This window comes from Tenacibaculum discolor (assembly GCF_003664185.1).
In the GTDB taxonomy this organism is placed as follows: domain Bacteria; phylum Bacteroidota; class Bacteroidia; order Flavobacteriales; family Flavobacteriaceae; genus Polaribacter; species Polaribacter discolor.
Genome location: NZ_RCCS01000010.1, coordinates 99,058 through 121,570, shown reverse-complemented (window position 1 = coordinate 121,570; position 22,513 = coordinate 99,058). Strand labels below are relative to the sequence as shown.

Sequence of the window (22,513 nt, the reverse complement as noted above, 5' to 3'; positions counted from 1 at the left end):
TTACTTGTTACTCAATCCTTTTCTAGTCATTTTTCCCCACTTAAGCTTTTTATTAAAATAGTAGTCTTTATTTCCTTTTAACGCTGCATACAAGACTACCGGATGTAATAGAAATGGTTCTATAAATGCTGACTTTATTAACTGAAAGCCTACTCCCTTTTTTTTATATTGATGAAAGCTAAATTCTTCTGAAAAAATTGCTAATAAGGTGTAAATTACTGAAGAAAAATAAGCTGCTAAGAAAAATCCAAGTACATAATTCCAATGAACACTTCCTATAAAAAGTAATACTGTAAAGTATATAATTCCTAATACTTCAATTATGGGCGCTAGTCGCTCAAAAAGAAACCAATAAGGAAAACTTAACATTCCTAAAACTCTATATTTAGGGTTGAATCCTATTACTCTGTGTGTTTTTAATGTTTCAATTGTTCCTCTTGTCCATCTATTTCGTTGTGATATAAATGTTCTATAACTTTCTGGAGCTTCCGTCCAACATAAAGGGTCTGGAATATATGCTACTTTATATTTTTTGTTTTGCTCTTCCATATACCTACGCATTCGAACAACAATTTCCATATCTTCTCCAACTGTTTCTGTACTATATCCGCCTACTTTAATGGCTATGTTTTTATCGAACATTCCAAACGCTCCTGAAATTACCAACAATCCATTTAATTTACTCCATGCCATTCTACCTAATAAAAAAGATCGTAAGTATTCTAGTATTTGTAATCTAACTAAGGTTGCTTTTGGGTAGTTTATATCTATTAATTTCCCGTTTTTTATAATACACGAGTTAGCTATTCTTATAACTCCTCCAGATGCAATTACTTTTCTATCTGTATATTCTAAAAAGGGTTTAATCATTTTTTGTAGTGAGTCTTCCATCAGCAAACAATCTACATCAATACAAGCCACATAATCATTCTTACTAATGTTTAACCCTACATTAAGTGCGTCTGCTTTTCCTCCGTTTTCTTTATCAACTACAATAAGCCTTTCAAAGGCTGGATTTTTTGATTTAAAAACTCCTGCTCTTATTGGTTTTGTTTTAATACGCTCATTAATTAAGTATTCTACTTTCTCTAAATTGTAAGCTTTAATTAACTTTTCTAAACTATCGTCTGTACTTCCATCATTAACTATGATTACATCATAATCTGCATAGTGTGTAGAAAGTAATGACCTTACATTTTCTACGATGTTTAAACTTTCATTATAGGCTGGAGCTATTATTGAAATGCCTGGTGCTAACCTTGATGATAAGATATCTTTATAATTAACAAAGCTATTTTTTCGCAGATATGAAATTGTTTCTTTTCTAGAATAAACAGCCAGTATTCCATAGGATATTAAAACCAAAAATGAGTATCCTAAAAATAAAAAGTGAATGATTAACAACATGTAATATGCAACACTTGAAGTATCCATAGTTTTCTTTTTTAATTACTGGGTATTTTCTAAAAAATCAATAACCTTAAAATTTCCTAGCCTACTTATTTCTTTTTTAATACCTATGAATTTAGGAGAGTCTATTTGTTTTAAAATTTTTAAGGCTAAAACTTTTATTTCAAAAACCTTACTAGCAACATGTTTTAAAACAAAAGATTCCTCTTCTTTTGCTCCCATATTTTCCAACAACTTAAATACTGCTATTTGTTCTTTTACCGTTAAAGTTTCATAAGCATTAATTAGCAATTCTTTTGCTTCTGTTATATACAGGTAGTTTAAAACATTAATTGCTTTAAGACGAATCTCACTATTTTTATGCTGTATTAGTTGTAATAACTCTTCTTTTGTTCCTCTTAAATTATAAACTCTTACTAATTCAAGGACTAACAACACAACATAATCATTTTTAGAACTTAACCATTTTCTAGTATCAAGGGTTTCTTGGGATTTTACTCCTTGCAAAGCACCTAGAATTCCTATTCGATCCCAAACGGAAATTGATGACTTTAAGTTATCTAAAAAGTCAAGTCCTTTAAAACCAAACAAGTTTATAAAGTATAAGTAGGCTTGTCTACGAACTTCCATTTTAGAATGATTGATATACTTTTCTACTTCACTTTGAACTTCTAATACTTTAAACCTTCTTAAATCTCTAATTCCTATTGCAATTATATGCCATTTACTACTTTTTAATTTAGATAAGGCTCGTGTGTCTAATTCTAGTTTCTTATACAATTGATTAATAACATCAATCATATTACCAGAAACCTCTCCTTTTAATTTTAAAAGTGTATTAACAAATGTTTTTCTGTTTATACTAGTTGTTAAACTAAGTTTTATTTGTGAGATGAGTTTCTCTTGAGTAGTATTTAATTCTATACAGTCTTCGCATGCATAGAGGTAGTCTACAATGTAAATTTCATATTGCTCACTCTGGTTTTTAATAAATTCTTCTTTTTTTCTTAAACGAAACCTCACCACTTTTAAAAAAAGGACAAGACTTAGTAAAACAAAAAAGAAGACTGTAGCAAGTATCCAGATTATTTTGGCAATAGACGGAAGATCTTTTAAAAAAGAATCGATAAATTGAGGGGGGACCATAAAGTTGAGGGATAAATTTATTTTACATAAGCATTCGTTTTACCCTTATCACCAACTCATTAGGCATTAATGGTTTTACCATAAAATCATTAGCACCTAAATTAAACGCTTGTGTTACCATTTCTTCTTGACCTGAAGCCGAAAAAACAAGAATAGGGACATCCATTTTTAATACATTTCTAACATGACTTATAACTTCCAAACCAGAAAGGTAATCCATCATTATATCTGTTAAAATCAAATCAGGTTGATGAGCTTCTATGAGTTCAATTGCCTTTTTTCCATCTTCAGCAACAAACAACTCATAACCTTCCTTTTCTAATTTCAATTTAATTAATAATAAAAACACTGAGTTATCCTCAGCTATAACAATTTTCTTTTCCTTACCCATTAAATTATTATTTACATACTTTTTTTACTAATTTTATAGAAAAATCACACTTAATACTCAAATATAACAAAAATATACTAGTTTAACTACTTAATTATCTGTATTAAAACCGTGTTTAAAAAACTGTCCCCCCATGTTAAAAAACAATTGTTTTCATAGTGAAATTGTTGATTTAGATTTTCTAAACAGGAATCTTTCTGATGATATTGATTTATATGTTGAGATGATTTCTGTCTTCTTAACAGAAAGTAAAAAGAAAATTGCTACTCTAAAAAAAGCTAGTGATGAAGAAGATTTTACTTTAATTAAAGAAGTAGCTCATTTTTTAAAGTCTTCCTTTACCATTATGGGGCTAAAATCTAAAGATTTACTTATTGAAATTGAAGAACTGAGTTCCCAATCAAAAGATATTAAAAGAATAAAATTGCTTATAAATTTAGTTATAGATAATTATCACGAAAGCATTATTGAATACGAGAGAATGCTCTCTTGCTTTTCAAAAAAACAATAATTAACCTACTTACAGAGTCCCTCACTACATGAAATCACAAAAACTTAAATACATAAGTTACTTGTTCACATATTTAGTTTTGCTCTTTAGCCTTTTAACTATGTTTGAATGGGCTTTTCATAAACAACTCATATTTACAACTAACAAAGATGGGGCTACAACTAAATTCAATACTGCCTTATTATTTTTATTATCTATAATAAGTTTAATTATTTGTAGAATAAAACAAAGAGAATACAGGAAACCTTTCTTTATTCTAACATATACCATACTACTTATCAGTACACTAACTCTTGTAGAATATATTTTTAGAGTTAACTTACATATAGACAATCTATTTGTAAAGGACACCTTTTCAGCAGTTAATCCTGGTAGAATGTCAGAAGCTACAGCCGTATGTTTTATTTTCTTTTCTATTGGGCTTACAGGTCTAAAATCAACCAACAGAGCTTATATAGCCACCACCCAACATGTTGCCCTTGTAACTTCAGTTATTTCATTAATTAGTATCCTTTATTTTATTTTAGGAATTCCAATGGAATCAAAAATTGGTTTCTTTAAAACCATGTCTATTCAAACGGCAGTATCTTTTATTTTTATTTCTTTTTTATTGGTGTTTAAATCATATAACATAGGCTTTAAAGAAACAATTTTAGGTAATAGTGATGGTAGCAGGTCTCTTCAAAGACTATTACCTTTTATTATCCTAATTCCTTTTTTCTTGAGCTTTTTCATGTTAACCTTAATAAATGAAAATATTATTGGAGCTCAATCCGGTATTATTGTATATACCCTAGTACTGATTCTCTCTGGTTTTTTATACACATACATTATCTCTATAGGGTTAAATAAATCTGATTTTCTGAGAAGAGTATTAGAAAAAAACCTAATTAATAAAAATTCAGAGCTACTACAGTTTAAAGAAGCTTTAGATAAAATAGCTATTGTTGCCATTACTGATGAAAATACATTTATTAAATATGTAAACGATAAGTTTTGTGAAATTTCAAAATATTCTAGAGAAGAAATTCTAGGACACACAAACGAAATTGTTCGTTCAGATTACCATCCTGATTCATTTTTCACAGAAGCTTGGCTAACTGTATCTTCAGGAAAACCATGGTTTGGTGAAGTAAAAAATAGAGCTAAAGACGGCTCTTTATATTGGACAGAAACTGCAATTGTTCCTCTAAAGAAAAGAACCGACTATATTAGAGAATACATGGCTATTCAATTAGATATTACAAAGCGTAAAGAAGCTGAAGAATTACTTGCATCTAAATATGTAAAAACCTTAGAACAAAAAAATCAAGAACTAGAACAGTTTAGTTATATTACTTCTCACGATTTACAGGAACCTTTAAGAACTATTGCTGCTTTCTCTGACATACTTTATGAAGAATATAACGATCAATTAGACGACAATGCTAAACAACTTTTTCTTTTTATAAAGAAAGCTACTAGTAGAATGAGTAGTTTAATTAAAAACCTATTAGATTACTCTAGATTAGGTCGTCAAAGAGAAATATCAAAAGTAAACTGTAATCTTCTAGTAAGTGATATTATAGAAGACTTAAACAGTAGCATTAAACAAAATAAAGCAACTGTAGAATATATTGATTTACCTATTATTGACGCCTATCCTACAGAGCTTAGGTTATTATTTCAGAACCTTATTAGTAATGCCATAAAATTTTCTAAAAAAGATGTTCCTCCTCAAGTTTCAATTAAAGCAAAAAAGAAAAATCATGCATGGAAATTCTATGTAAAAGACAATGGTATTGGAATACCTGAGCAATTTCAAAAAAAGATTTTTTCAATCTTTCAACGCCTACATTCAGAAAATGAATATGAAGGTACCGGAATTGGTCTTGCACATTGTCACAAGATAGTAGGAATGCATGGAGGAGAAATCGGAGTTAAGTCAAAACCAGGAAAAGGTAGTACCTTTTTCTTTACAATACCAAACCAATAATTATGAAAAAACTACACACTATTTTATTAATCGATGACGATCCTGCAACTAATTTTCTTCATAAGTTAATTATAGAAAAAGAAAACTGTACTGAACATGTTGTATGTAAACAAAGTGCTGAAGATGCTCTTGTTTATTTAAAATCTAAAGTTGATGACAAATCTCCTCATCCTGAGCTTATTTTTTTAGATATTAATATGCCTAAAATGAATGGATGGGATTTCTTAGAAGAGTATAAAAAGTTTGATAAAAATCGACAAGCTAAAAAGATTGTTATTATGCTTACTACATCTTTAGATCCTAACGATAGAGAAAAAGCTAAATCTATTAATCAAATAAATGAGTTTCAATCAAAACCCTTAACTTCAGAAAAACTAAAAAGTATTTTAGCTTCAAATTTTCCAACTATATTTAATCACTCATAAAAATAAAAAATCCCAGTTAACAGTTAACTGGGATTCTATAAAATGTCTTTCTAAAAACTATTGGTCAATTGAACCTAAAACGCGTTTCATAAAGTTATTTAACGCTTCTTTTTTAGGTGTTCCGTCTTTTATCATTTTATCAACTTCAATTGCTCCGTACATATTAGAGATTAACTCTCCTATTACGTCTAATTCTTCGTCTTTTAACGATGGAACTTCCGTTAAAGCTTCAAGAGTTTCAATAGTTTCTAGTACGTAATCTTGATCGTTTTCTTCAATAAATGAAGTTAAGTGTTTAATTACTGGTAATTTCATAATTAAGCTACTTCGTTTACTAAATCCTTCAACACATCAAACTTGTTAGTTTGAGTTTGATTTACAAATTTACCATCAATAAAAGTAGCAAAAGTAGGTAAGTTACTTACATCTGCAAGTTTTCTACTTTCTGGAAACTTCTCTGCGTCAGCTATTACAAAAACCATATCTTCATTTTCAGAAGATAATTTTTTAAATTTAGGTTTCATAATACGACAGTTACCACACCAAGTAGCTGAAAACTGTACTACTACTTTTTTATTACCTGCAACAACCTCTGATAAATTGTCTTGACTCAATTCTTGTACCATAGTTTCTTATATTATCAATTTCGAAAGGAGCTCGTGCTCGACCCCTTCACTTATCTCACACGAACTTGTTTCCTTTCTTAAATTATATTTTAGATTGCTGCTAAGTACTCTGCAGTAGCTTTAGCATTTGCTTGCATTGCTTCTTTACCCTCTTCCCAGTTTGCTGGACAAACCTCACCTTTTTCTTGTACGTGAGTGTAAGCATCAACTAAACGTAAATATTCGTTTACGTTACGACCAACTGGCATGTGGTTGATTCCTTCATGGAATACAGTTCCTTCTTCATCAATTAAATATGTAGCTCTATACGTTACGTTATCACCTTCAACTTGTACAGTTCCTGTAGCTTCATCGTAAGTTTCGTTAGAGATGTCTAAGATACCTAAAATAGATGACAAATTACGGTTACTATCAGCTAATAATGGATAAGTAATACCTTCAATTCCTCCATTATCTTTTGATTGGCTTAACCAAGCAAAGTGCACTTCAGGAGTATCACAAGAAGCTCCAATTACAATAGTGTTTCTTTTTTCAAATTCAGGTAATGCAGCTTGAAAAGCGTGTAACTCAGTTGGACAAACGAAAGTAAAGTCTTTCGGATACCAAAATAACAACACTTTTTTCTTGTTTTTAACTGCTTCTTCTAATACATTTAATTTAAACGTATCACCCATTTCATTCATTGCATCCACGTTTAAACTTGGGAATTTTTTTCCTACTGCTGTAGCCATTTTATAATTTTTTATTGATTAATAATTTTTTACGAGCACAAATGTATTTCGTTTCTTATCATTAAAAGAGTGAATCTAAAAATATTTTTTTATTACATTATAAGAATTATCAATACTACAAAGCTAACAAAATCAACAAAACAAATACCTTTTTAAAAACCAATAACTTACAGGGCAAAAAAAACAAATAATAAGAAAATATTATACCAAAATAAAAAATATAGATAAAAATTATTCACTCTTTTATTGTAAATTTGAACGTATTCTAACCTGAAAAAAAATATAAATATGAAAGATTTACACTCACACTCTTCTAGTAAAAATGGAAAGTGTCCTTTTTCTCAAGGCGCTAATACTGAAATACATGACAACGTTATGGAGTGGTGGCCTAAATCATTGAATTTAGACATCCTACATCAACATGACACTAAAACCAACCCTTTAGGAGAAAGTTTTAATTATGCTGAAGAATTTAAAAAATTAGATTTAGAAGCTGTTAAAAACGACCTAAAAGACTTAATGACTGATAGCCAAGATTGGTGGCCTGCCGACTGGGGACATTATGGTGGTTTAATGATTCGTATGGCATGGCATGCTGCAGGTACTTATAGAGTTGCAGATGGTAGAGGTGGTAGTAATACAGGAAACCAACGTTTCGCTCCATTAAATAGCTGGCCAGATAATGGTAACTTAGACAAAGCTAGACGACTATTATGGCCTATCAAGAAAAAATACGGAAATAAACTATCTTGGGCAGACCTTATTATTTTAGCAGGTAACATGGCTTATGAGTCTATGGGATTCAAAACATTTGGTTTTGCAGGAGGACGCGAAGATATTTGGCATCCTGAAAAAGATATTTATTGGGGTACTGAAAAAGAATGGTTGGCTCCTACCAAAAATAGATACGGAAGTGACAATGACCGTGAATCACTTGAGAACCCTCTTGCTGCCGTTCAAATGGGATTAATTTATGTAAACCCTGAAGGTGTAGACGGAAAACCTGATCCGTTAAGAACTGCACAAGATGTTAGAGAGACTTTTAAGCGAATGGCAATGAACGACGAAGAAACTGTTGCTTTAACTGCTGGTGGACATACCGTAGGAAAGGCTCACGGTAACGGTGATGCTGATGCTTTAGGTCAAAGTCCTGAAGGAGCAGAAATTCACAACCAAGGTTTTGGTTGGATGAATCCTAAAGGAAGTGGAAATGCTGAACATACAGTAACTAGTGGTTTAGAAGGTGCATGGACAACAACACCTGATAGATGGAATAACACATACTTCCATTTATTACTGAATCATGAATGGGAATCAAAAAAGAGTCCTGCAGGAGCATGGCAATGGGAGCCTGTTAGTATGGATGAAGCTGACAAGCCTGTAGATGCTCACAACCCGAACATCAAAAGAAACCCTATCATGACTGATGCGGATATGGCGATGAAAATGGATCCTGAATACAGAAAAATATCTGAAAAATTCTATAAAGACCCTGAATATTTTGCTGATACATTTGCTCGTGCTTGGTTTAAATTAACACATCGTGATTTAGGACCTAATACACGTTATTTAGGTGCTGATGCTCCAGCAGAAACACTTATCTGGCAAGATCCTGTTCCTACTGTTGACTATACTTTAAATGACAGTGAAATTGAAGAATTGAAAGAAAAACTATTAAATAGTGGACTTTCTCGTACTGAACTTATAAATACTGCTTGGGATAGTGCTAGAACTTATAGAGGATCCGACTTTAGAGGTGGTGCTAATGGAGCTCGTATTCGTTTAGCTCCTCAAAAAGACTGGGAAGGAAACGAACCAACAAGATTAAAGAAGGTACTAGATAAGCTTACTGAGATTCAATCAGGACTAAATAAAAAAGTAAGTATTGCTGATTTAATTGTGTTAGGAGGTAGTGCTGCTGTTGAAAAAGCTGCTCAAGAAGGTGGTGTCAATATTAAAGTTCCTTTTACACCTGGAAGAGGTGATGCAACCGCTGAAATGACAGATGCTGAATCTTTTGATGTTTTAGAGCCTTTACATGACGGATACAGAAACTGGCAAAAGAAAGATTATGTAGTAAAACCTGAAGAGTTATTATTAGATAGAACACAGCTTATGGGCTTAACCGCTCCTGAAATGACTGTTTTAGTTGGAGGAATGCGTGTACTAGGAACCAACCATGGAGGTACCAAACATGGTGTATTTACAGATAATGAAGGTGTATTGAGTAATGACTTCTTTGTAAACCTTACTGATATGAAATACTCATGGAAGCCTGCTGGGGAAAACTTATACAATATTGTTGACCGTAAAACTGGAAGTACTAAATGGACGGCTACAAGAGCTGATTTAATATTTGGTTCAAATTCAATTTTACGTTCGTATGCAGAAGTATATGCACAAGATGATAATAAAGAAAAATTTGTGAAAGATTTTGTAGCTGCTTGGACTAAAGTAATGAATGCTGACAGATATGATTTAGCATAATTTAAAAACTAAATCATAAAAAAAGAAGAGCAAAATGCTCTTCTTTTTTATTTATTACCTAGTAATGTTATTTACTCGCAAATAGTTTCACGTCATTTTTAGAAACTTCTTTTTCTCCTAAAATAAGTAATCGCTCAACTACATTTCGTAACTCACGAATATTCCCTGTCCAATCATATTCTTGTAATAACTTAATAGCATCTTCTGAGAAGCCTTTCTTTGACATTCCTTGTTCTTCAGAAATTTTATTTGCGAAGAAATCTACTAATAACGGGATATCTTCTCTTCTATCGTTTAAAGCAGGAACTTTAATTAAAATCACTGCTAAACGGTGATATAAATCTTCACGGAAGCGTCCTTCTTCAATCTCCTTCTTTAAATCTTTATTTGTTGCAGCAACTACACGTACATTTACTTTTATATCTTTATCAGACCCTACTCTTTGAATACGGTTTTCTTGTAATGCTCGTAATACTTTTGCTTGTGCCGACAAACTCATATCTCCTATTTCATCTAAGAAAATAGTTCCTCCATTTGCTGCTTCAAACTTCCCTGCTCTATCTTTATTAGCCCCTGTAAAACTTCCTTTTACATGTCCAAAAAGCTCACTTTCTATTAACTCAGAAGGAATAGCTGCACAATTCACCTCAACCATTGAAGCTTTAGAACGATCAGACTTTTCATGCAACCAATGTGCTACTAATTCTTTTCCTGTTCCATTAGGACCTGTAATTAATACTCTAGCATCGGTTGCTGATACTTTTTCTATAATTTCTTTTATATGAGTAATGGCATCACTTTCTCCAATCATTTCATAATTCTTACTCACCTTCTTTTTCAAACGCTTGTTTTCTACTACCAACTCCTTTTTATCTAAAGCATTTCTTACGGTATTAAGTAAACGATTTAAATCTGGCGGTTTAGAAATATAATCAAAGGCTCCTAAACGCATTGTATTTACTGCAGTATCTAGGTCTCCATGACCAGAAATCATTACCATTGGTATTTCTGGTTTCAACTTTCTGGCTTTTTCTAACACCTCAACACCATCCATTTTAGGCATCTTAATATCGCATAAAACTAAATCGTAATCCGTTTTCTTTATCATTTCAATTCCTTGTAAACCATCTTCAGCTTCTTCTACTTCATAGGAATCGTTTTCTTCAGAAATAATTTTTTTTAATACTCTGCGAATTGCAGCTTCATCTTCTATTATTAATATTTTAGCCATGCTTTATTTTATTCTTTTAATATTTCCTCTAAAGGGCAACAATTAGGCCACTATTACTTTACTCTTTAATAATATGTATATCTCTTTGAGGAAATGGTATACTAATATTATGTTCTCTAAACAGTTCGTCTATTCTAAATCGTATATCACTTTTTGGTATAGCTGCTTGAAAACTATCGTTTAATGTAAAAATCAATTTAAAGTCCAATGAGCTATCTCCAAAATTTTCAAAAAGCACTAAAGGAGCAGGATGTTGATACACTTTTGAATGTTCACTAGCCGCTTGCATTAACAACTTTTTTACCAAAGCTACATCACTTCCGTATGCCACTCCTACTGTAACACTTTCTCTTGTTGTAGTACCATTTTGAGTCCAGTTATATAAACTGTTTGATAAATATTTATGATTAGGTATTACCAAAACTTTGTTATCAATAGTAACAGCTCTGGTGGTTCTTAGTTTTATTTCCTCTACTCTACCTACTTTTCCATCTAACTCAATAATATCACCAACATGAACACTTTTATCAAGAATAATAAAAATTCCAGAAATTATGTCTTGAAAAAAAGTCTGTAATGCTAAACCAATACCAATTAATAAGGCTGAAGACGCTACTAAAATTGCACTTAAATTAACCCCAGCTGAACTTAAAGCTATAGAAAAAACAACTACATAAGCTAACCAACTAGTAAAGGAGAAAATAGTATCAAACTTATTCTTGTCTTCTTGTTCTAGTTTACTTTTTGCTAGTCTTTTCAAGTACTTCAGTAAAATCTTCACAAGAATCAAACCTAGTATCAAGAACAAAACTGTCTTTATTGTGATATCTATTTCTTTACCCCCTAGAGGAATTCTAAGGTTTAGAAAATCGGTTACTTCTTTTATTAATTCTTTCATCTACTAGTTCTTATTGTTTTTATTCATCAGATTCGTTTCACTATTAAACTCTTTAAAATAAAATTTATTAAGTCAATTTCATAAAGATTTAATTATCCATTATAACGAATCCACTTCCATAAGTCTTTATACGTTGGCTTTTTACCATACATTAAAATACCCACGCGATAAATTTTAGCAGCAATCCATACAATAACCATAAAAGTAAGAATTAATAGCAACATAGAGATTGCTATTTCCCACCAAGCTACTCCAAATGGAATTCTCATTAACATAACGATTGGCGACGTAAATGGTATATATGAGAATATTACTGATACTGGTCCGTGAGGATCATTAATTACCGTTGCAAAACCTACATATACTGCTAAAATTAACGGTAACATAATAGGCATCATAAATTGTTGCGTATCCGTTTCGTTATCCACTGCTGCTCCTACCGCTGCAAACAAAGAACTATACAACATATATCCTCCTAAGAAGTAGAAAATGAATAAGAAGAACATTTTTACTAAAGGCAACCTAAAAATTTCTTGCACAATCATTTCACCTTTATTGGTTGCTGTTTGCTGAATAGCTTCCATTTGTTCTGGTGATACTTTTGCTGACTGCATTTCCATCATATCAACTCCAAAGAAAGAAGATGCTACTAGGCTAAATACTAAAAACAAAATTCCCCAAATAAAGAATTGTAACAATCCAGCTGAAGCATTTCCTATAATCTTTCCTAACATTAATTGGAAAGGTTTTACTGAAGAAACAATTACTTCAATAATTCTACTTGTTTTTTCTTCAATTACACTACGCATTACCGATGTACCATAAATCATTACAAACATCATTAACAAATATCCGGCAATAGCTCCCACACCTATTTTTAACCCGTTGATTAATTTTGAAGATTTTTCCCCAGAAAAATTCAACATTTTTATTTCTGAAGCTATTTTTGATTCTTCAATATGCGCAATATCAATTCCGAAGCTTGTTAGTTTTTTATGACGCAACTCCTTATCAATTTTATCTTCTAAACTTTCCATGATAGACATACTTGGTGAATCTTTTGAGAAAAACTCAATCGATTTTGCCAACACTTCTAAACTATCTTGTTTTGGAATATACAAAGCTCCATAATAATCCCCTTCTTCAACTTTCTTTTTTGAATCATCTATTCCTAAAGCAGTAAAGTCCTCGTACTTTACTGTTTTTGAATCTTTAAAAACATCTTTAGAGAACATTCCAGACTCATCAACATATACTATCTTCTTAACCTTTTCATCGTTCTTCTTCATTAAGAAAAATACTAAAGCCCCCATACCAATCATTAACAGTGGACTTAAAAAAGTCATAACGATAAACGACTTATTTCTAACTTTAGCAATAAACTCGCGTTCTATAATTAATCGTAATCTTTTCATTGCTTAACTGTTTTTATGGATTGCTTGAATAAAAATATCATTAGCACTTGGCACCAACTCTACAAAATGCTGTACTTGACCTTGGTTGGTTAAATACGATAGTAAATCGTTTGGAGAACTTCCGTTAGTAAGTTTTACATTTAACTTTAACCCCTCATTTAACAATTTAAAATCTGCTGGTAAAACCTCAAAGTTTTCTTTTAGCTTTTGCTCCACTTCTTTTGAATTAGAAGTAGCTAATCCAACCTGAAAAGTATTTGTTCTAAACTCCTTTTTAATATCTTCTAGCTTACCATCTAAAATTTTATTCGACTTGTTAATCAAAGCTATATAATCACACATTTCCTCAACAGACTCCATTCTATGGGTAGAAAAAATAATGGTAGCTCCTTCATCTCTCAACTGTAAAATTTCCTTTGCTATTAATTGGGCATTAATAGGATCGAAACCAGAAAAAGGCTCATCAAAAATTAATAATTTAGGCTGGTGTAGTACAGTTACTATAAACTGTACCTTCTGCGCCATTCCTTTAGATAACTCTTCAATCTTTTTATTCCACCAAGCACCAATATCAAATTTATCAAACCAATATTTTAATCGTTTTTTTGCTTCCGATTTACTCAACCCTTTTAATTGAGCAAGGTATAATGCCTGCTCTCCTACCTTCATACTCTTATACAGTCCTCTTTCTTCTGGTAAGTAACCTATATGCTCTATATGGTTTGGAGCTAACTTTTCTCCGTCTAATATAATTTCACCAGCATCAGGCATTGTAATTTGATTAATAATTCTAATAAGCGAGGTTTTTCCTGCTCCATTAGGACCTAACAAACCAAAAACACTTCCTTTAGGTATGTGCATTGACACATTATTTAATGCAGTATAATCGCCATAACGCTTTACCACATTGTTAATTTCTAATAAATTACTCATAGATTTATAGTTGATTAATTACCGCTTATTGAAAAACAGCAGTGACAAACTTACATATTTTTATACTCAATTAGTATACGGTTCTCTCCAAACGTTACAAGATTAATTTTTTGTTAATTTTATTATGCATGCATAACTTTTTTGCAAAATACTATGCATGCATAATAAAATTTTATATATTTGGCATCCATGGACAAGGATAAATCAATAGATCACCAATTAAGAGCCACGTGGCAAGCCGTTGCAAAAATGTATAACGAGCAGGCTGCAAAGCACGATAGCACAATGGCCACGGCTTTTGCTTTGTTGAATATCGATTCTGAAAACGGTACCCCTTCAACTGCATTGGGTCCGTTAATGGGAATGGAACCTACAAGTCTTTCTCGTTTATTAAAAACTATGGAAGATAAGGGAGTTATATGTCGCGAGAAAAATCCAAATGATGGTAGAAGCGTTATTTTAAAACTTACCGAATACGGTAAAGAAATGCGCGAAGTTTCAAAAGGACACGTATACCAATTCAATAATAAGGTAAGAGAACATATTACTGAAGAAGAGCTAGATAGCTTTTTTAAAGTAACAACAACAATAAACAAACTAATTACAGATAAGTTAATATACGAAGACGATATTGACAATAAAGCTGTATAAAACAAACCAACAAACAAATGGCAAGAAGAATTAAAAAAGTAGCAATTATCGGTTCTGGTATCATGGGATCAGGTATTGCATGTCATTTTGCTAACATTGGCGTTGAAGTATTGCTTTTGGACATCGTTCCAAGAGAGCTTAACGACAAAGAAAAGGCAAAAGGATTAACCTTAGAAGACAAAGTAGTTCGTAACCGTTTGGTAAATGATGCTTTGACTGCTTCGTTAAAATCGAAACCATCACCTATCTACAATAAAAAATTTGCAGATAGAATTACTACTGGAAACCTTGAAGACGATTTACACAAAGTAAAAGATGTAGATTGGATTATGGAAGTAGTTGTTGAACGCTTAGACATTAAACAAAGTGTTTTTGAACAAGTTGAAAAATACCGTACACCTGGTACAATTATTTCTACCAACACTTCAGGTATTCCAATTAAGTTTATGAACGAAGGACGTAGTGAAGATTTTCGTAAGCACTTTGCGGTAACTCACTTTTTTAACCCTCCTCGTTATTTAAAATTATTTGAAGTTGTTCCAGGACCAGACTGTAAACAAGAAGTTACTGACTTCTTAATGGATTATGGTTCTAAATTCTTAGGAAAAACTTCAGTATTAGCAAAAGATACACCAGCATTTATTGGTAACCGTATTGGTATCTTCGGAATCCAATCTTTATTTCACCAAGTAAAAGAATTAGGATTAACAGTTGAAGAAGTTGATAAATTAACTGGTCCTGTTATTGGACGACCAAAATCAGCTACTTTCCGTACTGTTGATGTTGTTGGGTTAGATACTTTAGTACACGTTGCTAACGGAATCTACGAAAACTGTCCTAACGACGAAGCTCACGACTTATTTAAGTTGCCTGATTTCATCAACACAATGATGGAAAATAAGTGGTTAGGTAACAAAACCAAGCAAGGTTTTTACAAAAAAACAACCAATGCTGAAGGAAAGCGTGAAATTTTAGCGTTAGACTTAGATACGATGGAATACCGTCCGTCTAAAAAAGCAAAATTCGCTACGTTAGAATTAACAAAAACAATCGATAAGCCAATTGACCGATTCAAAGTATTAGTTGGCGGAAAAGATAAAGCGGGAGAATTTTACCGTAAGAACTTCGCAGCAATGTTTGCGTACGTTCAAAATAGAATTCCAGAAATTTCTGATGAATTATATAGAATTGACGATGCTATGAAAGCAGGTTTCGGATGGGAAAATGGTCCTTTCGAAATTTGGGATGCTGTAGGAGTTGAAAAAGGTATCGAATTAATGAAAGCTGAAGGAAAAGAACCAGCTGCTTGGGTAACAGAAATGTTAGCTAAAGGAGAGAAATCTTTCTATACAGTTAAAAACGGTGCAACATATTACTACGATGTACCTGCAAAAGCACAAGTTAAAAAACCAGGACAAGATTCATTTATCATCTTAGATAACATTCGTAAAACTACTGAGGTATTCAAAAACTCTGGAGTTGTTATTGAAGATTTAGGAGACGGAATCTTAAACTGTGAATTCCAATCTAAAATGAACACTATTGGTGGTGATGTTTTAGCAGGATTAAATAAAGCAGTTGATTTAGCTGAAAAAGACTTCCAAGGATTAGTTATTGGTAACCAAGCTGCAAACTTCTCAGTAGGTGCCAACATTGGAATGATTTTTATGATGGCTGTTGAGCAAGAGTATGATGAATTAAACATGGCTATCAAGTATTTCCAAGATACAATGATGCGTATGCGTTACTCTGCAATTCCTACTATTGCTGCTCCTCACGGAATGGCGTTAGGTGGTGGATGTGAGTTATCATTACACGCTGATAAAGTAGTTGCTGCTGCTGAAACCTACATCGGATTAGTAGAGTTTGGAGTTGGAGTAATTCCTGGTGGTGGTGGATCTAAAGAAATGGCTTTAAGAGCTCAGGACTTATTCCACACTGGCGATGTTCAATTAAACGTATTACAAGAGCACTTCTTAACTATTGGTATGGCTAAAGTTGCAACTTCAGCTTATGAAGCATACGACTTAAACTTACTACAAAAAGGAAAAGACGTTGTGGTTGTAAACAAAGACCGTCAAATAGCAGAAGCTAAAAAACACGCTGTGTTATTAGCAGAAGCAGGTTATACACAACCAGCAAAACGCAAAGATGTTTTAGTATTAGGTAAGCAAGCCTTAGGTATGTTCTTAGTAGGAACAGACTCTATGGAAGCTTCTAAATATATTTCTGAACACGATCAGAAAATTGCAAACAAACTAGCCTATGTAATGGCTGGAGGAGATTTATCAGAACCAACAAAAGTTACTGAGCAGTATTTATTAGACCTTGAACGTGAAGCTTTCTTAAGTTTAACTACAGAACGTAAAACGTTAGAGCGTATTCAGCATATGTTAAAAACTGGTAAACCACTTCGCAACTAGTTGCGAATAGTATTGAGATATTAGTATTAAGTAGTTAGAAATGCATAAAGTAGAAGATTTAAAAATATGGCAAAAATCAATAAAGTTAGCAAAAGCTACCTATCTACTTGTTTCAGAATTACCATCGGATGAAAAATTCGGACTAACATCTCAAATAAAGAGAAGTGCTATTTCGATTCCTTCAAATATAGCAGAAGGAGCTGGTAGAAATTCACAAAAAGAATTCAAACACTTTTTGAGTGTTGCAAATGGTTCTACATACGAACTTCAAACGCAATTACTATTAGTTATTGAATTGAACCTAATACATAAAGATAAAGTACAACCCATTATTGAGTTGTGTATTGAAATTCAGAAAATGAATTATGTTTTTCAGCAAAAATTAAACGCCTAAACATTCACTCAATACTAAAACCTCAATACTCAATACTAAAAATAAAATGAAAACAGCATATATAGTAAAAGGATATAGAACCGCCGTAGGGAAATCTAAAAAAGGTGTGTTCAGATTTAAAAGAGCTGACGAATTAGCTGCTGAAACCATCAAATATATGATGGATAAGTTGCCAGAATTCGATGTAAAACGTATCGACGATGTTATTGTTGGTAACGCAATGCCAGAAGGTTCTCAAGGATTAAACATGGCAAGAATTATTTCGTTAATCGGATTAGATTCTGTGGATGTTCCTGGAGTTACCGTAAACCGTTTCTGTTCATCAGGATTAGAAACTATTGGTATGGCTGTAGCAAAAATTCAATCTGGAATGGCAGAGTGTATTATTGCTGGTGGAGCAGAAAGTATGAGTTCTGTACCAATGACAGGTTTTAAACCAGAATTAAACTACGATATCGTAAATGCAGGTCACGAGGATTACTATTGGGGAATGGGTAATACTGCGGAAGCAGTAGCTCAACAATACAATGTATCTCGTGCAGACCAAGATCAATTTGCATACGAATCGCACATGAAAGCTTTAAAAGCGTTAGATAGTGATCGTTTTCAAGATCAAATAGCTCCAATCAATGTAGAGGAAACCTACATTGATGGAAACGGAAAACGAGCTACAAGAAATTATACAGTTACTAAAGACGAAGGTCCACGTCGTGGAACTAGCGTAGAAGCTTTAGCAAAATTACGTCCAGTATTTGCAGCTAATGGTTCTGTTACCGCTGGTAACTCATCACAAACAAGTGATGGTGCTGCGTTCGTAATGGTAATGAGTGAAGATATGGTAAAAGAGTTAGGTATTGAACCAGAAGCTCGTTTAGTAAGTTATGCAGCAGCAGGAGTACCACCTCGTATTATGGGAATTGGTCCTGTAGCAGCAATTCCAAAAGCATTAAAACAAGCAGGTTTACAACAAAGTGATATTGAATTAATTGAACTAAATGAAGCGTTTGCTTCACAATCGTTAGCTGTTATTCGCGAATTAGGTTTAAATCCGGATATCGTTAACGTAAATGGTGGAGCAATTGCTTTAGGTCACCCATTAGGATGTACTGGTGGTAAACTATCTGTTCAGTTATTTGACGAAATGCGTAAGCGCAACATGAATAACAAATACGGAATGGTAACCATGTGTGTAGGTACTGGTCAAGGTGCTGCTGGTATTTTTGAATTCTTAAATTAAAATTAAGATATAAGTATTGAGTATTGAGAATTTTCTCATCTCTTTTAAAAAATAAGTAACAAAATTATAAAAGTAGTTAGTATCTCAATACTCACTACTAAATACTAAAATCTAATATACTATGTCAGAATTAAATAAAGATATTTTACGCGGAGGGCAGTTCCTAGTAAAAGAAACAAAATGCGAAGATATATTTACTCCTGAAGATTTTTCAGAAGAGCAAACAATGATGCGTGATGCGGTTAAAGAATTTAACGACCGTGAAATTATTCCTTATAAAGATCGTTTCGAAAAGAAAGATTATGCACTTACCGAAGAAACTATGCGTAAAGCAGGTGAATTAGGATTCTTAGGTGTGGCTGTTCCTGAAGCTTATGGCGGATTAGGAATGGGATTCGTTTCTACCATGTTAACTTGTGATTATATTTCAAGTGGAACAGGATCTTTTAGTACAGCTTTTGGTGCACATACAGGTATTGGTACGATGCCAATTACTTTATACGGTACTGAAGAGCAAAAGCAAAAATACGTTCCTGCGTTAGCAATGGGTGAAAAGTTTGGAGCTTACTGTTTAACAGAACCAGGAGCTGGATCGGATGCGAACTCAGGTAAAACTACTGCTGAGTTAACTGAAGACGGAAAGCACTACAAAATTAACGGACAAAAAATGTGGATTTCGAATGCAGGTTTTGCTGAAATCTTCATCGTTTTTGCTCGTATTGAAGACGATAAAAACATTACTGGTTTTATCTTAGAATATGATAAAAACAATCCTAACGGAGTAACTTTAGGAGAAGAAGAGCACAAATTAGGTATTCGTGCATCATCTACACGTCAGGTATTTTTCAACGATACATTAATTCCTGTTGAAAACATGTTATCTGTTCGTGGTGGTGGATTCAAAATTGCAATGAACGCCTTAAACGTTGGTCGTATTAAATTAGCTGGTGCTTGTTTAGATTCTCAAAGAAGAATTATTAGCCATGCTGTAAACTATGCTAACGAGCGTAAGCAATTTAAAACTCCTATTTCAGAATTTGGAGCTATTAAAATGAAATTAGCTGAAATGGCTACTAGTGCTTATGTTGGTGAATCTGCATCATACAGAGCAGCTAAAAACATTGAAGACAGAATTGCTATTCGTGAATCTGAAGGAAGTTCTCACCAAGATGCAGAATTAAAAGGTGTTGAAGAATATGCTATTGAATGTTCAATCTTAAAAGTAGCTGTTTCTGAAGACGTACAAAACTGTGCTGATGAAGGAATCCAAATTTACGGAGGTATGGGATTCTCTGAAGAAACTCCAATGGAGTCTGCTTGGAGAGATGCTCGTATTGCTCGTATTTACGAAGGAACTAACGAAATCAACCGTTTATTATCGGTAGGAATGTTAGTTAAAAAAGCAATGAAAGGTCATGTAGATTTATTAAATCCTGCAATGGCAGTTCAAAACGAATTAATGGGAATTCCTTCTTTCGATACTCCAGATTATTCTGAATTATTCTCAGAAGAAAAAGAGATGTTAGCTAAACTTAAGAAAGTATTCTTAATGGTAGCTGGAGCTGCATTACAAAAATTTGGTCCAGAATTAGAGCAACACCAACAGTTATTAACTGCTGCTTCTAATATTTTAATTGAAATATACATGGCAGAATCTGGAATTTTAAGAACTGAAAAGAACGCGAAGCGTTTTGGTGAAGATGGTCAAAAAGAACAGATTGCAATGGCTAAGTTATACTTATACAATGCCGTAGAAACTATTACTAAAAGCGCAAGAGAAGGAATTATTTCTTTCGCTGAAGGTGATGAGCAACGTATGATGTTAATGGGACTTAAGCGTTTTACAAAATACGCAAACTACCCTAACGTAGTTGAGTTACGTGACACAATCGCAGAAAAATTAAAAGCAGAAAATAAATACTGCTTCTAAAAAATAGAAAAATTTTCTTCAACTTTTATAGGTTTTAGAATTTAGTTGTTTGTTTAAAAGATCGTCAAATTAGTTTTTGGCGGTCTTTTTTTTATCCTCTAAAAAAACATTAACAAACCTATACACTACAATATCAAGCTTCTGTAAAATTAAGGTTCTTAAGTTTTTCTTAAAATGCTTTTTCATATCTTTAATGGTATATTTATTGAATCAGTCCCTATGAAAAATAAAATAGCATGATAAAACTTACCAATTCAGCACTACTAGGAATGGCATTATTAGCCATAGTTAGCTGTAAAAAAGAAGCAAAAAAAGCAGACACACAAAAAACCGTTAACCAAGAAACAGTAGCCACAATAACTGATGTTACTGGAAACTATGTTTCTTCAGAATATGAAAAAAGAAATGAAGGATACGATTGGGTTTCTGTTGCTGTAAAACCTGCTGTAAATAATCAATTAAAAATTGTAGTTCGTTCGCGAGCTGATAAGAAAAAACCTACCTGTACTTTTAACGCTCTTGCTAAAAAAGCAAATGACAGCACGTATACAATTGACATAAATGGTAAAACTGTAGTATTTTCTTTTAAAAACAAACAAATTTCTATTGCAACGGCAAACAAAGAAGACAGCGGTTTATTAAACTTTTACTGTTCTGGTGGAGGAAGCCTTGCTGGTTCTTACCATAAAATTGAAGGAGACTTAGACCAAACACAAATAGACAAAACTATTTTTAAGAAGCATTTAACCTTACAAGGAATTGGTTTTAATATTTCTACTAAAAAAAATGGAATGGATACTGAATTAACGGTTGCTCCTTACGGTTTAGAAATTGACAATTCAGCAATTACTCAAAACATTGACGGTAGTGTTGTTGATGCTGAAATTGAAGATTTAAACTCAGATGGTTTTCCTGAAGTAGTTATTTATACTCGATCTGATGGAAGCGGAAGCTACGGTAACGTAATTGGATATTCTGTTAATAACGGAAAATCGGTGAGTCAAATATACTTCCCTCCTATTACTGAAAATAAAAAGTTAAGCGAAGGATACATGGGACACGATGAGTTTACCATTGTTGAAACTACCCTATCTCAACGTTTTCCTATTTATACAAAAGAAGATTCTAATGCTAACCCAACAGGAGGCATCAGACAAATTAATTATAAATTGGTTGATGGTGAAGCTTCAAGAAAATTTGAAATAAAGAACTCAACTGATTTTAACACTAAAAATTAAACTATTTATTATGAAAAAACTATCATTTTTATTCGCTACTATTTTACTAATCACAGTTTCTTGTACTAAAAAAGATGCTGCTGATCAGCTATACAATACCACTTGGGAACTAGAATATATTACTGGACCAAAAATTGCTTTTGATGGATTATACCCTACTAAAAAGCCACAACTTACTTTTGATAAAGAAACAAAAAAAGCTACAGGAAATAACGGTTGTAACGGTTATTCTGCTGAGTTTACGTTAGGTGAAGAAAACGCTATTTCTTTTGGAGAAGCAGGACCAACTACTATGATGTATTGCGGACAAGGGGAACAAGTATTTTTAAAAACCATTAAAAAAATTAACAAGTATAGCTTTGACATAGAAGGAAAACTAAACTTATTAATGGACGATGTAACCATGATGCGCTTTAAAAAAGTAACCACTGAAGAATAACTCACTATAGTTGTCTCTTTAA

The 22,513-nt window shown here is 32.5% G+C and carries 21 protein-coding genes; 11 read left to right on the top strand and 10 right to left on the bottom strand.

Annotated elements, in window-relative coordinates:
* The 3 genes from C8N27_RS14050 to C8N27_RS14040 are packed head-to-tail and all read right to left on the bottom strand — an operon-like array spanning position 1 to position 2,947.
* Positions 1 to 1,434: a glycosyltransferase family 2 protein gene (locus tag C8N27_RS14050; RefSeq protein ID WP_121148259.1), complete on the bottom strand. Its 1,434-nt coding sequence runs from the start codon at positions 1,432 to 1,434 to the stop codon at positions 1 to 3.
* A 15-nt stretch (positions 1,435 to 1,449) separates the two neighbouring features.
* The gene (locus C8N27_RS14045) at positions 1,450 to 2,556 is read right to left on the bottom strand and encodes a HEAT repeat domain-containing protein (protein ID WP_147431748.1); all 1,107 of its coding nucleotides are present in this window, start codon (positions 2,554 to 2,556) and stop codon (positions 1,450 to 1,452) included.
* Between the two features lie 22 nt (positions 2,557 to 2,578).
* Positions 2,579 to 2,947: a response regulator gene (locus C8N27_RS14040; protein WP_099214031.1), complete on the bottom strand. Its 369-nt coding sequence runs from the start codon at positions 2,945 to 2,947 to the stop codon at positions 2,579 to 2,581.
* 133 nt (positions 2,948 to 3,080) lie between these two features.
* Here C8N27_RS14040 and C8N27_RS14035 point away from each other — a divergent pair, with 133 nt between their 5' ends.
* The 3 genes from C8N27_RS14035 (at position 3,081) to C8N27_RS14025 (ending at position 5,858) form a co-directional block, all read left to right on the top strand.
* Positions 3,081 to 3,458 carry an Hpt domain-containing protein gene (locus tag C8N27_RS14035; protein WP_121148255.1) on the top strand — a complete coding sequence of 126 codons (378 nt, stop codon included), beginning with the start codon at positions 3,081 to 3,083 and terminating at the stop codon, positions 3,456 to 3,458.
* A gap of 100 nt (positions 3,459 to 3,558) precedes the next feature.
* Positions 3,559 to 5,433 (top strand): sensor histidine kinase, encoded by a 1,875-nt coding sequence (locus tag C8N27_RS14030; RefSeq protein ID WP_167444759.1) that lies wholly within the window; start codon positions 3,559 to 3,561, stop codon positions 5,431 to 5,433.
* Positions 5,434 to 5,435: 2 nt separating this feature from the next.
* Positions 5,436 to 5,858 carry a response regulator gene (locus C8N27_RS14025; protein WP_099214028.1) on the top strand — a complete coding sequence of 141 codons (423 nt, stop codon included), beginning with the start codon at positions 5,436 to 5,438 and terminating at the stop codon, positions 5,856 to 5,858.
* 57 nt (positions 5,859 to 5,915) lie between these two features.
* Here the strand turns inward: C8N27_RS14025 and C8N27_RS14020 are convergent, their stop codons facing one another.
* From C8N27_RS14020 to C8N27_RS14010, 3 genes are all read right to left on the bottom strand, one after another.
* The gene (locus C8N27_RS14020) at positions 5,916 to 6,173 is read right to left on the bottom strand and encodes a DUF6952 family protein (RefSeq protein ID WP_028892839.1); all 258 of its coding nucleotides are present in this window, start codon (positions 6,171 to 6,173) and stop codon (positions 5,916 to 5,918) included.
* A gap of 2 nt (positions 6,174 to 6,175) precedes the next feature.
* The gene (locus tag C8N27_RS14015) at positions 6,176 to 6,484 is read right to left on the bottom strand and encodes a thioredoxin family protein (RefSeq protein WP_099214027.1); all 309 of its coding nucleotides are present in this window, start codon (positions 6,482 to 6,484) and stop codon (positions 6,176 to 6,178) included.
* Between the two features lie 89 nt (positions 6,485 to 6,573).
* Positions 6,574 to 7,215, bottom strand: a complete 642-nt coding sequence (locus C8N27_RS14010) for a peroxiredoxin (protein WP_121148250.1) — start codon at positions 7,213 to 7,215, stop codon at positions 6,574 to 6,576.
* 288 nt (positions 7,216 to 7,503) lie between these two features.
* Between C8N27_RS14010 and katG the strand changes: the two genes are divergently transcribed.
* Positions 7,504 to 9,702: a catalase/peroxidase HPI gene (gene katG / locus C8N27_RS14005; RefSeq protein ID WP_121148248.1), complete on the top strand. Its 2,199-nt coding sequence runs from the start codon at positions 7,504 to 7,506 to the stop codon at positions 9,700 to 9,702.
* A 67-nt stretch (positions 9,703 to 9,769) separates the two neighbouring features.
* Here katG and C8N27_RS14000 read toward each other — a convergent pair whose 3' ends face one another.
* The 4 genes from C8N27_RS14000 to C8N27_RS13985 form a co-directional block, all read right to left on the bottom strand.
* Positions 9,770 to 10,933, bottom strand: coding sequence for a sigma-54-dependent transcriptional regulator (locus C8N27_RS14000; RefSeq protein WP_121148245.1), 1,164 nt, complete (start codon positions 10,931 to 10,933; stop codon positions 9,770 to 9,772).
* Between the two features lie 58 nt (positions 10,934 to 10,991).
* Positions 10,992 to 11,831: a mechanosensitive ion channel family protein gene (locus C8N27_RS13995; protein WP_121148243.1), complete on the bottom strand. Its 840-nt coding sequence runs from the start codon at positions 11,829 to 11,831 to the stop codon at positions 10,992 to 10,994.
* 92 nt (positions 11,832 to 11,923) lie between these two features.
* Positions 11,924 to 13,246: an ABC transporter permease gene (locus tag C8N27_RS13990; RefSeq protein WP_121148240.1), complete on the bottom strand. Its 1,323-nt coding sequence runs from the start codon at positions 13,244 to 13,246 to the stop codon at positions 11,924 to 11,926.
* 3 nt (positions 13,247 to 13,249) lie between these two features.
* The gene (locus tag C8N27_RS13985) at positions 13,250 to 14,179 is read right to left on the bottom strand and encodes an ABC transporter ATP-binding protein (RefSeq protein ID WP_099214021.1); all 930 of its coding nucleotides are present in this window, start codon (positions 14,177 to 14,179) and stop codon (positions 13,250 to 13,252) included.
* Between the two features lie 189 nt (positions 14,180 to 14,368).
* Here C8N27_RS13985 and C8N27_RS13980 point away from each other — a divergent pair, with 189 nt between their 5' ends.
* The 7 genes from C8N27_RS13980 to C8N27_RS13950 all read left to right on the top strand — a co-directional run bounded on the left by C8N27_RS13980 (position 14,369) and on the right by C8N27_RS13950 (position 22,491).
* Positions 14,369 to 14,830, top strand: coding sequence for a MarR family winged helix-turn-helix transcriptional regulator (locus tag C8N27_RS13980; RefSeq protein WP_121148237.1), 462 nt, complete (start codon positions 14,369 to 14,371; stop codon positions 14,828 to 14,830).
* 17 nt (positions 14,831 to 14,847) lie between these two features.
* Complete coding sequence (locus tag C8N27_RS13975) at positions 14,848 to 17,253, top strand: 3-hydroxyacyl-CoA dehydrogenase/enoyl-CoA hydratase family protein (RefSeq protein WP_121148236.1); 2,406 nt, start codon at positions 14,848 to 14,850, stop codon at positions 17,251 to 17,253.
* 40 nt (positions 17,254 to 17,293) lie between these two features.
* A complete protein-coding gene (locus C8N27_RS13970; protein ID WP_099214018.1) occupies positions 17,294 to 17,647 on the top strand; it encodes a four helix bundle protein in 354 nt (117 codons plus the stop codon).
* Positions 17,648 to 17,693: 46 nt separating this feature from the next.
* Positions 17,694 to 18,884 (top strand): acetyl-CoA C-acyltransferase, encoded by a 1,191-nt coding sequence (locus C8N27_RS13965; protein WP_099214017.1) that lies wholly within the window; start codon positions 17,694 to 17,696, stop codon positions 18,882 to 18,884.
* 121 nt (positions 18,885 to 19,005) lie between these two features.
* Positions 19,006 to 20,814, top strand: coding sequence for an acyl-CoA dehydrogenase FadE (locus C8N27_RS13960; protein WP_121148233.1), 1,809 nt, complete (start codon positions 19,006 to 19,008; stop codon positions 20,812 to 20,814).
* A gap of 236 nt (positions 20,815 to 21,050) precedes the next feature.
* Positions 21,051 to 22,052, top strand: a complete 1,002-nt coding sequence (locus C8N27_RS13955; protein ID WP_121148231.1) for a PliI family lysozyme inhibitor of I-type lysozyme — start codon at positions 21,051 to 21,053, stop codon at positions 22,050 to 22,052.
* Positions 22,053 to 22,062: 10 nt separating this feature from the next.
* Positions 22,063 to 22,491 (top strand): META domain-containing protein, encoded by a 429-nt coding sequence (locus C8N27_RS13950; protein ID WP_121148228.1) that lies wholly within the window; start codon positions 22,063 to 22,065, stop codon positions 22,489 to 22,491.
* The last annotated feature ends 22 nt before the right edge of the window (positions 22,492 to 22,513 follow it).

Coding starts and splice junctions, on each gene's coding strand:
- C8N27_RS14050 (WP_121148259.1), bottom strand. CDS start 1,434: ATGGATACTTCAAGTGTTGCATATTACATGTTGTTAATCATTCACTTT.
- C8N27_RS14045 (WP_147431748.1), bottom strand. CDS start 2,556: ATGGTCCCCCCTCAATTTATCGATTCTTTTTTAAAAGATCTTCCGTCT.
- C8N27_RS14040 (WP_099214031.1), bottom strand. CDS start 2,947: ATGGGTAAGGAAAAGAAAATTGTTATAGCTGAGGATAACTCAGTGTTT.
- C8N27_RS14035 (WP_121148255.1), top strand. CDS start 3,081: ATGTTAAAAAACAATTGTTTTCATAGTGAAATTGTTGATTTAGATTTT.
- C8N27_RS14030 (WP_167444759.1), top strand. CDS start 3,559: ATGTTTGAATGGGCTTTTCATAAACAACTCATATTTACAACTAACAAA.
- C8N27_RS14025 (WP_099214028.1), top strand. CDS start 5,436: ATGAAAAAACTACACACTATTTTATTAATCGATGACGATCCTGCAACT.
- C8N27_RS14020 (WP_028892839.1), bottom strand. CDS start 6,173: ATGAAATTACCAGTAATTAAACACTTAACTTCATTTATTGAAGAAAAC.
- C8N27_RS14015 (WP_099214027.1), bottom strand. CDS start 6,484: ATGGTACAAGAATTGAGTCAAGACAATTTATCAGAGGTTGTTGCAGGT.
- C8N27_RS14010 (WP_121148250.1), bottom strand. CDS start 7,215: ATGGCTACAGCAGTAGGAAAAAAATTCCCAAGTTTAAACGTGGATGCA.
- katG (WP_121148248.1), top strand. CDS start 7,504: ATGAAAGATTTACACTCACACTCTTCTAGTAAAAATGGAAAGTGTCCT.
- C8N27_RS14000 (WP_121148245.1), bottom strand. CDS start 10,933: ATGGCTAAAATATTAATAATAGAAGATGAAGCTGCAATTCGCAGAGTA.
- C8N27_RS13995 (WP_121148243.1), bottom strand. CDS start 11,831: ATGAAAGAATTAATAAAAGAAGTAACCGATTTTCTAAACCTTAGAATT.
- C8N27_RS13990 (WP_121148240.1), bottom strand. CDS start 13,246: ATGAAAAGATTACGATTAATTATAGAACGCGAGTTTATTGCTAAAGTT.
- C8N27_RS13985 (WP_099214021.1), bottom strand. CDS start 14,179: ATGAGTAATTTATTAGAAATTAACAATGTGGTAAAGCGTTATGGCGAT.
- C8N27_RS13980 (WP_121148237.1), top strand. CDS start 14,369: ATGGACAAGGATAAATCAATAGATCACCAATTAAGAGCCACGTGGCAA.
- C8N27_RS13975 (WP_121148236.1), top strand. CDS start 14,848: ATGGCAAGAAGAATTAAAAAAGTAGCAATTATCGGTTCTGGTATCATG.
- C8N27_RS13970 (WP_099214018.1), top strand. CDS start 17,294: ATGCATAAAGTAGAAGATTTAAAAATATGGCAAAAATCAATAAAGTTA.
- C8N27_RS13965 (WP_099214017.1), top strand. CDS start 17,694: ATGAAAACAGCATATATAGTAAAAGGATATAGAACCGCCGTAGGGAAA.
- C8N27_RS13960 (WP_121148233.1), top strand. CDS start 19,006: ATGTCAGAATTAAATAAAGATATTTTACGCGGAGGGCAGTTCCTAGTA.
- C8N27_RS13955 (WP_121148231.1), top strand. CDS start 21,051: ATGATAAAACTTACCAATTCAGCACTACTAGGAATGGCATTATTAGCC.
- C8N27_RS13950 (WP_121148228.1), top strand. CDS start 22,063: ATGAAAAAACTATCATTTTTATTCGCTACTATTTTACTAATCACAGTT.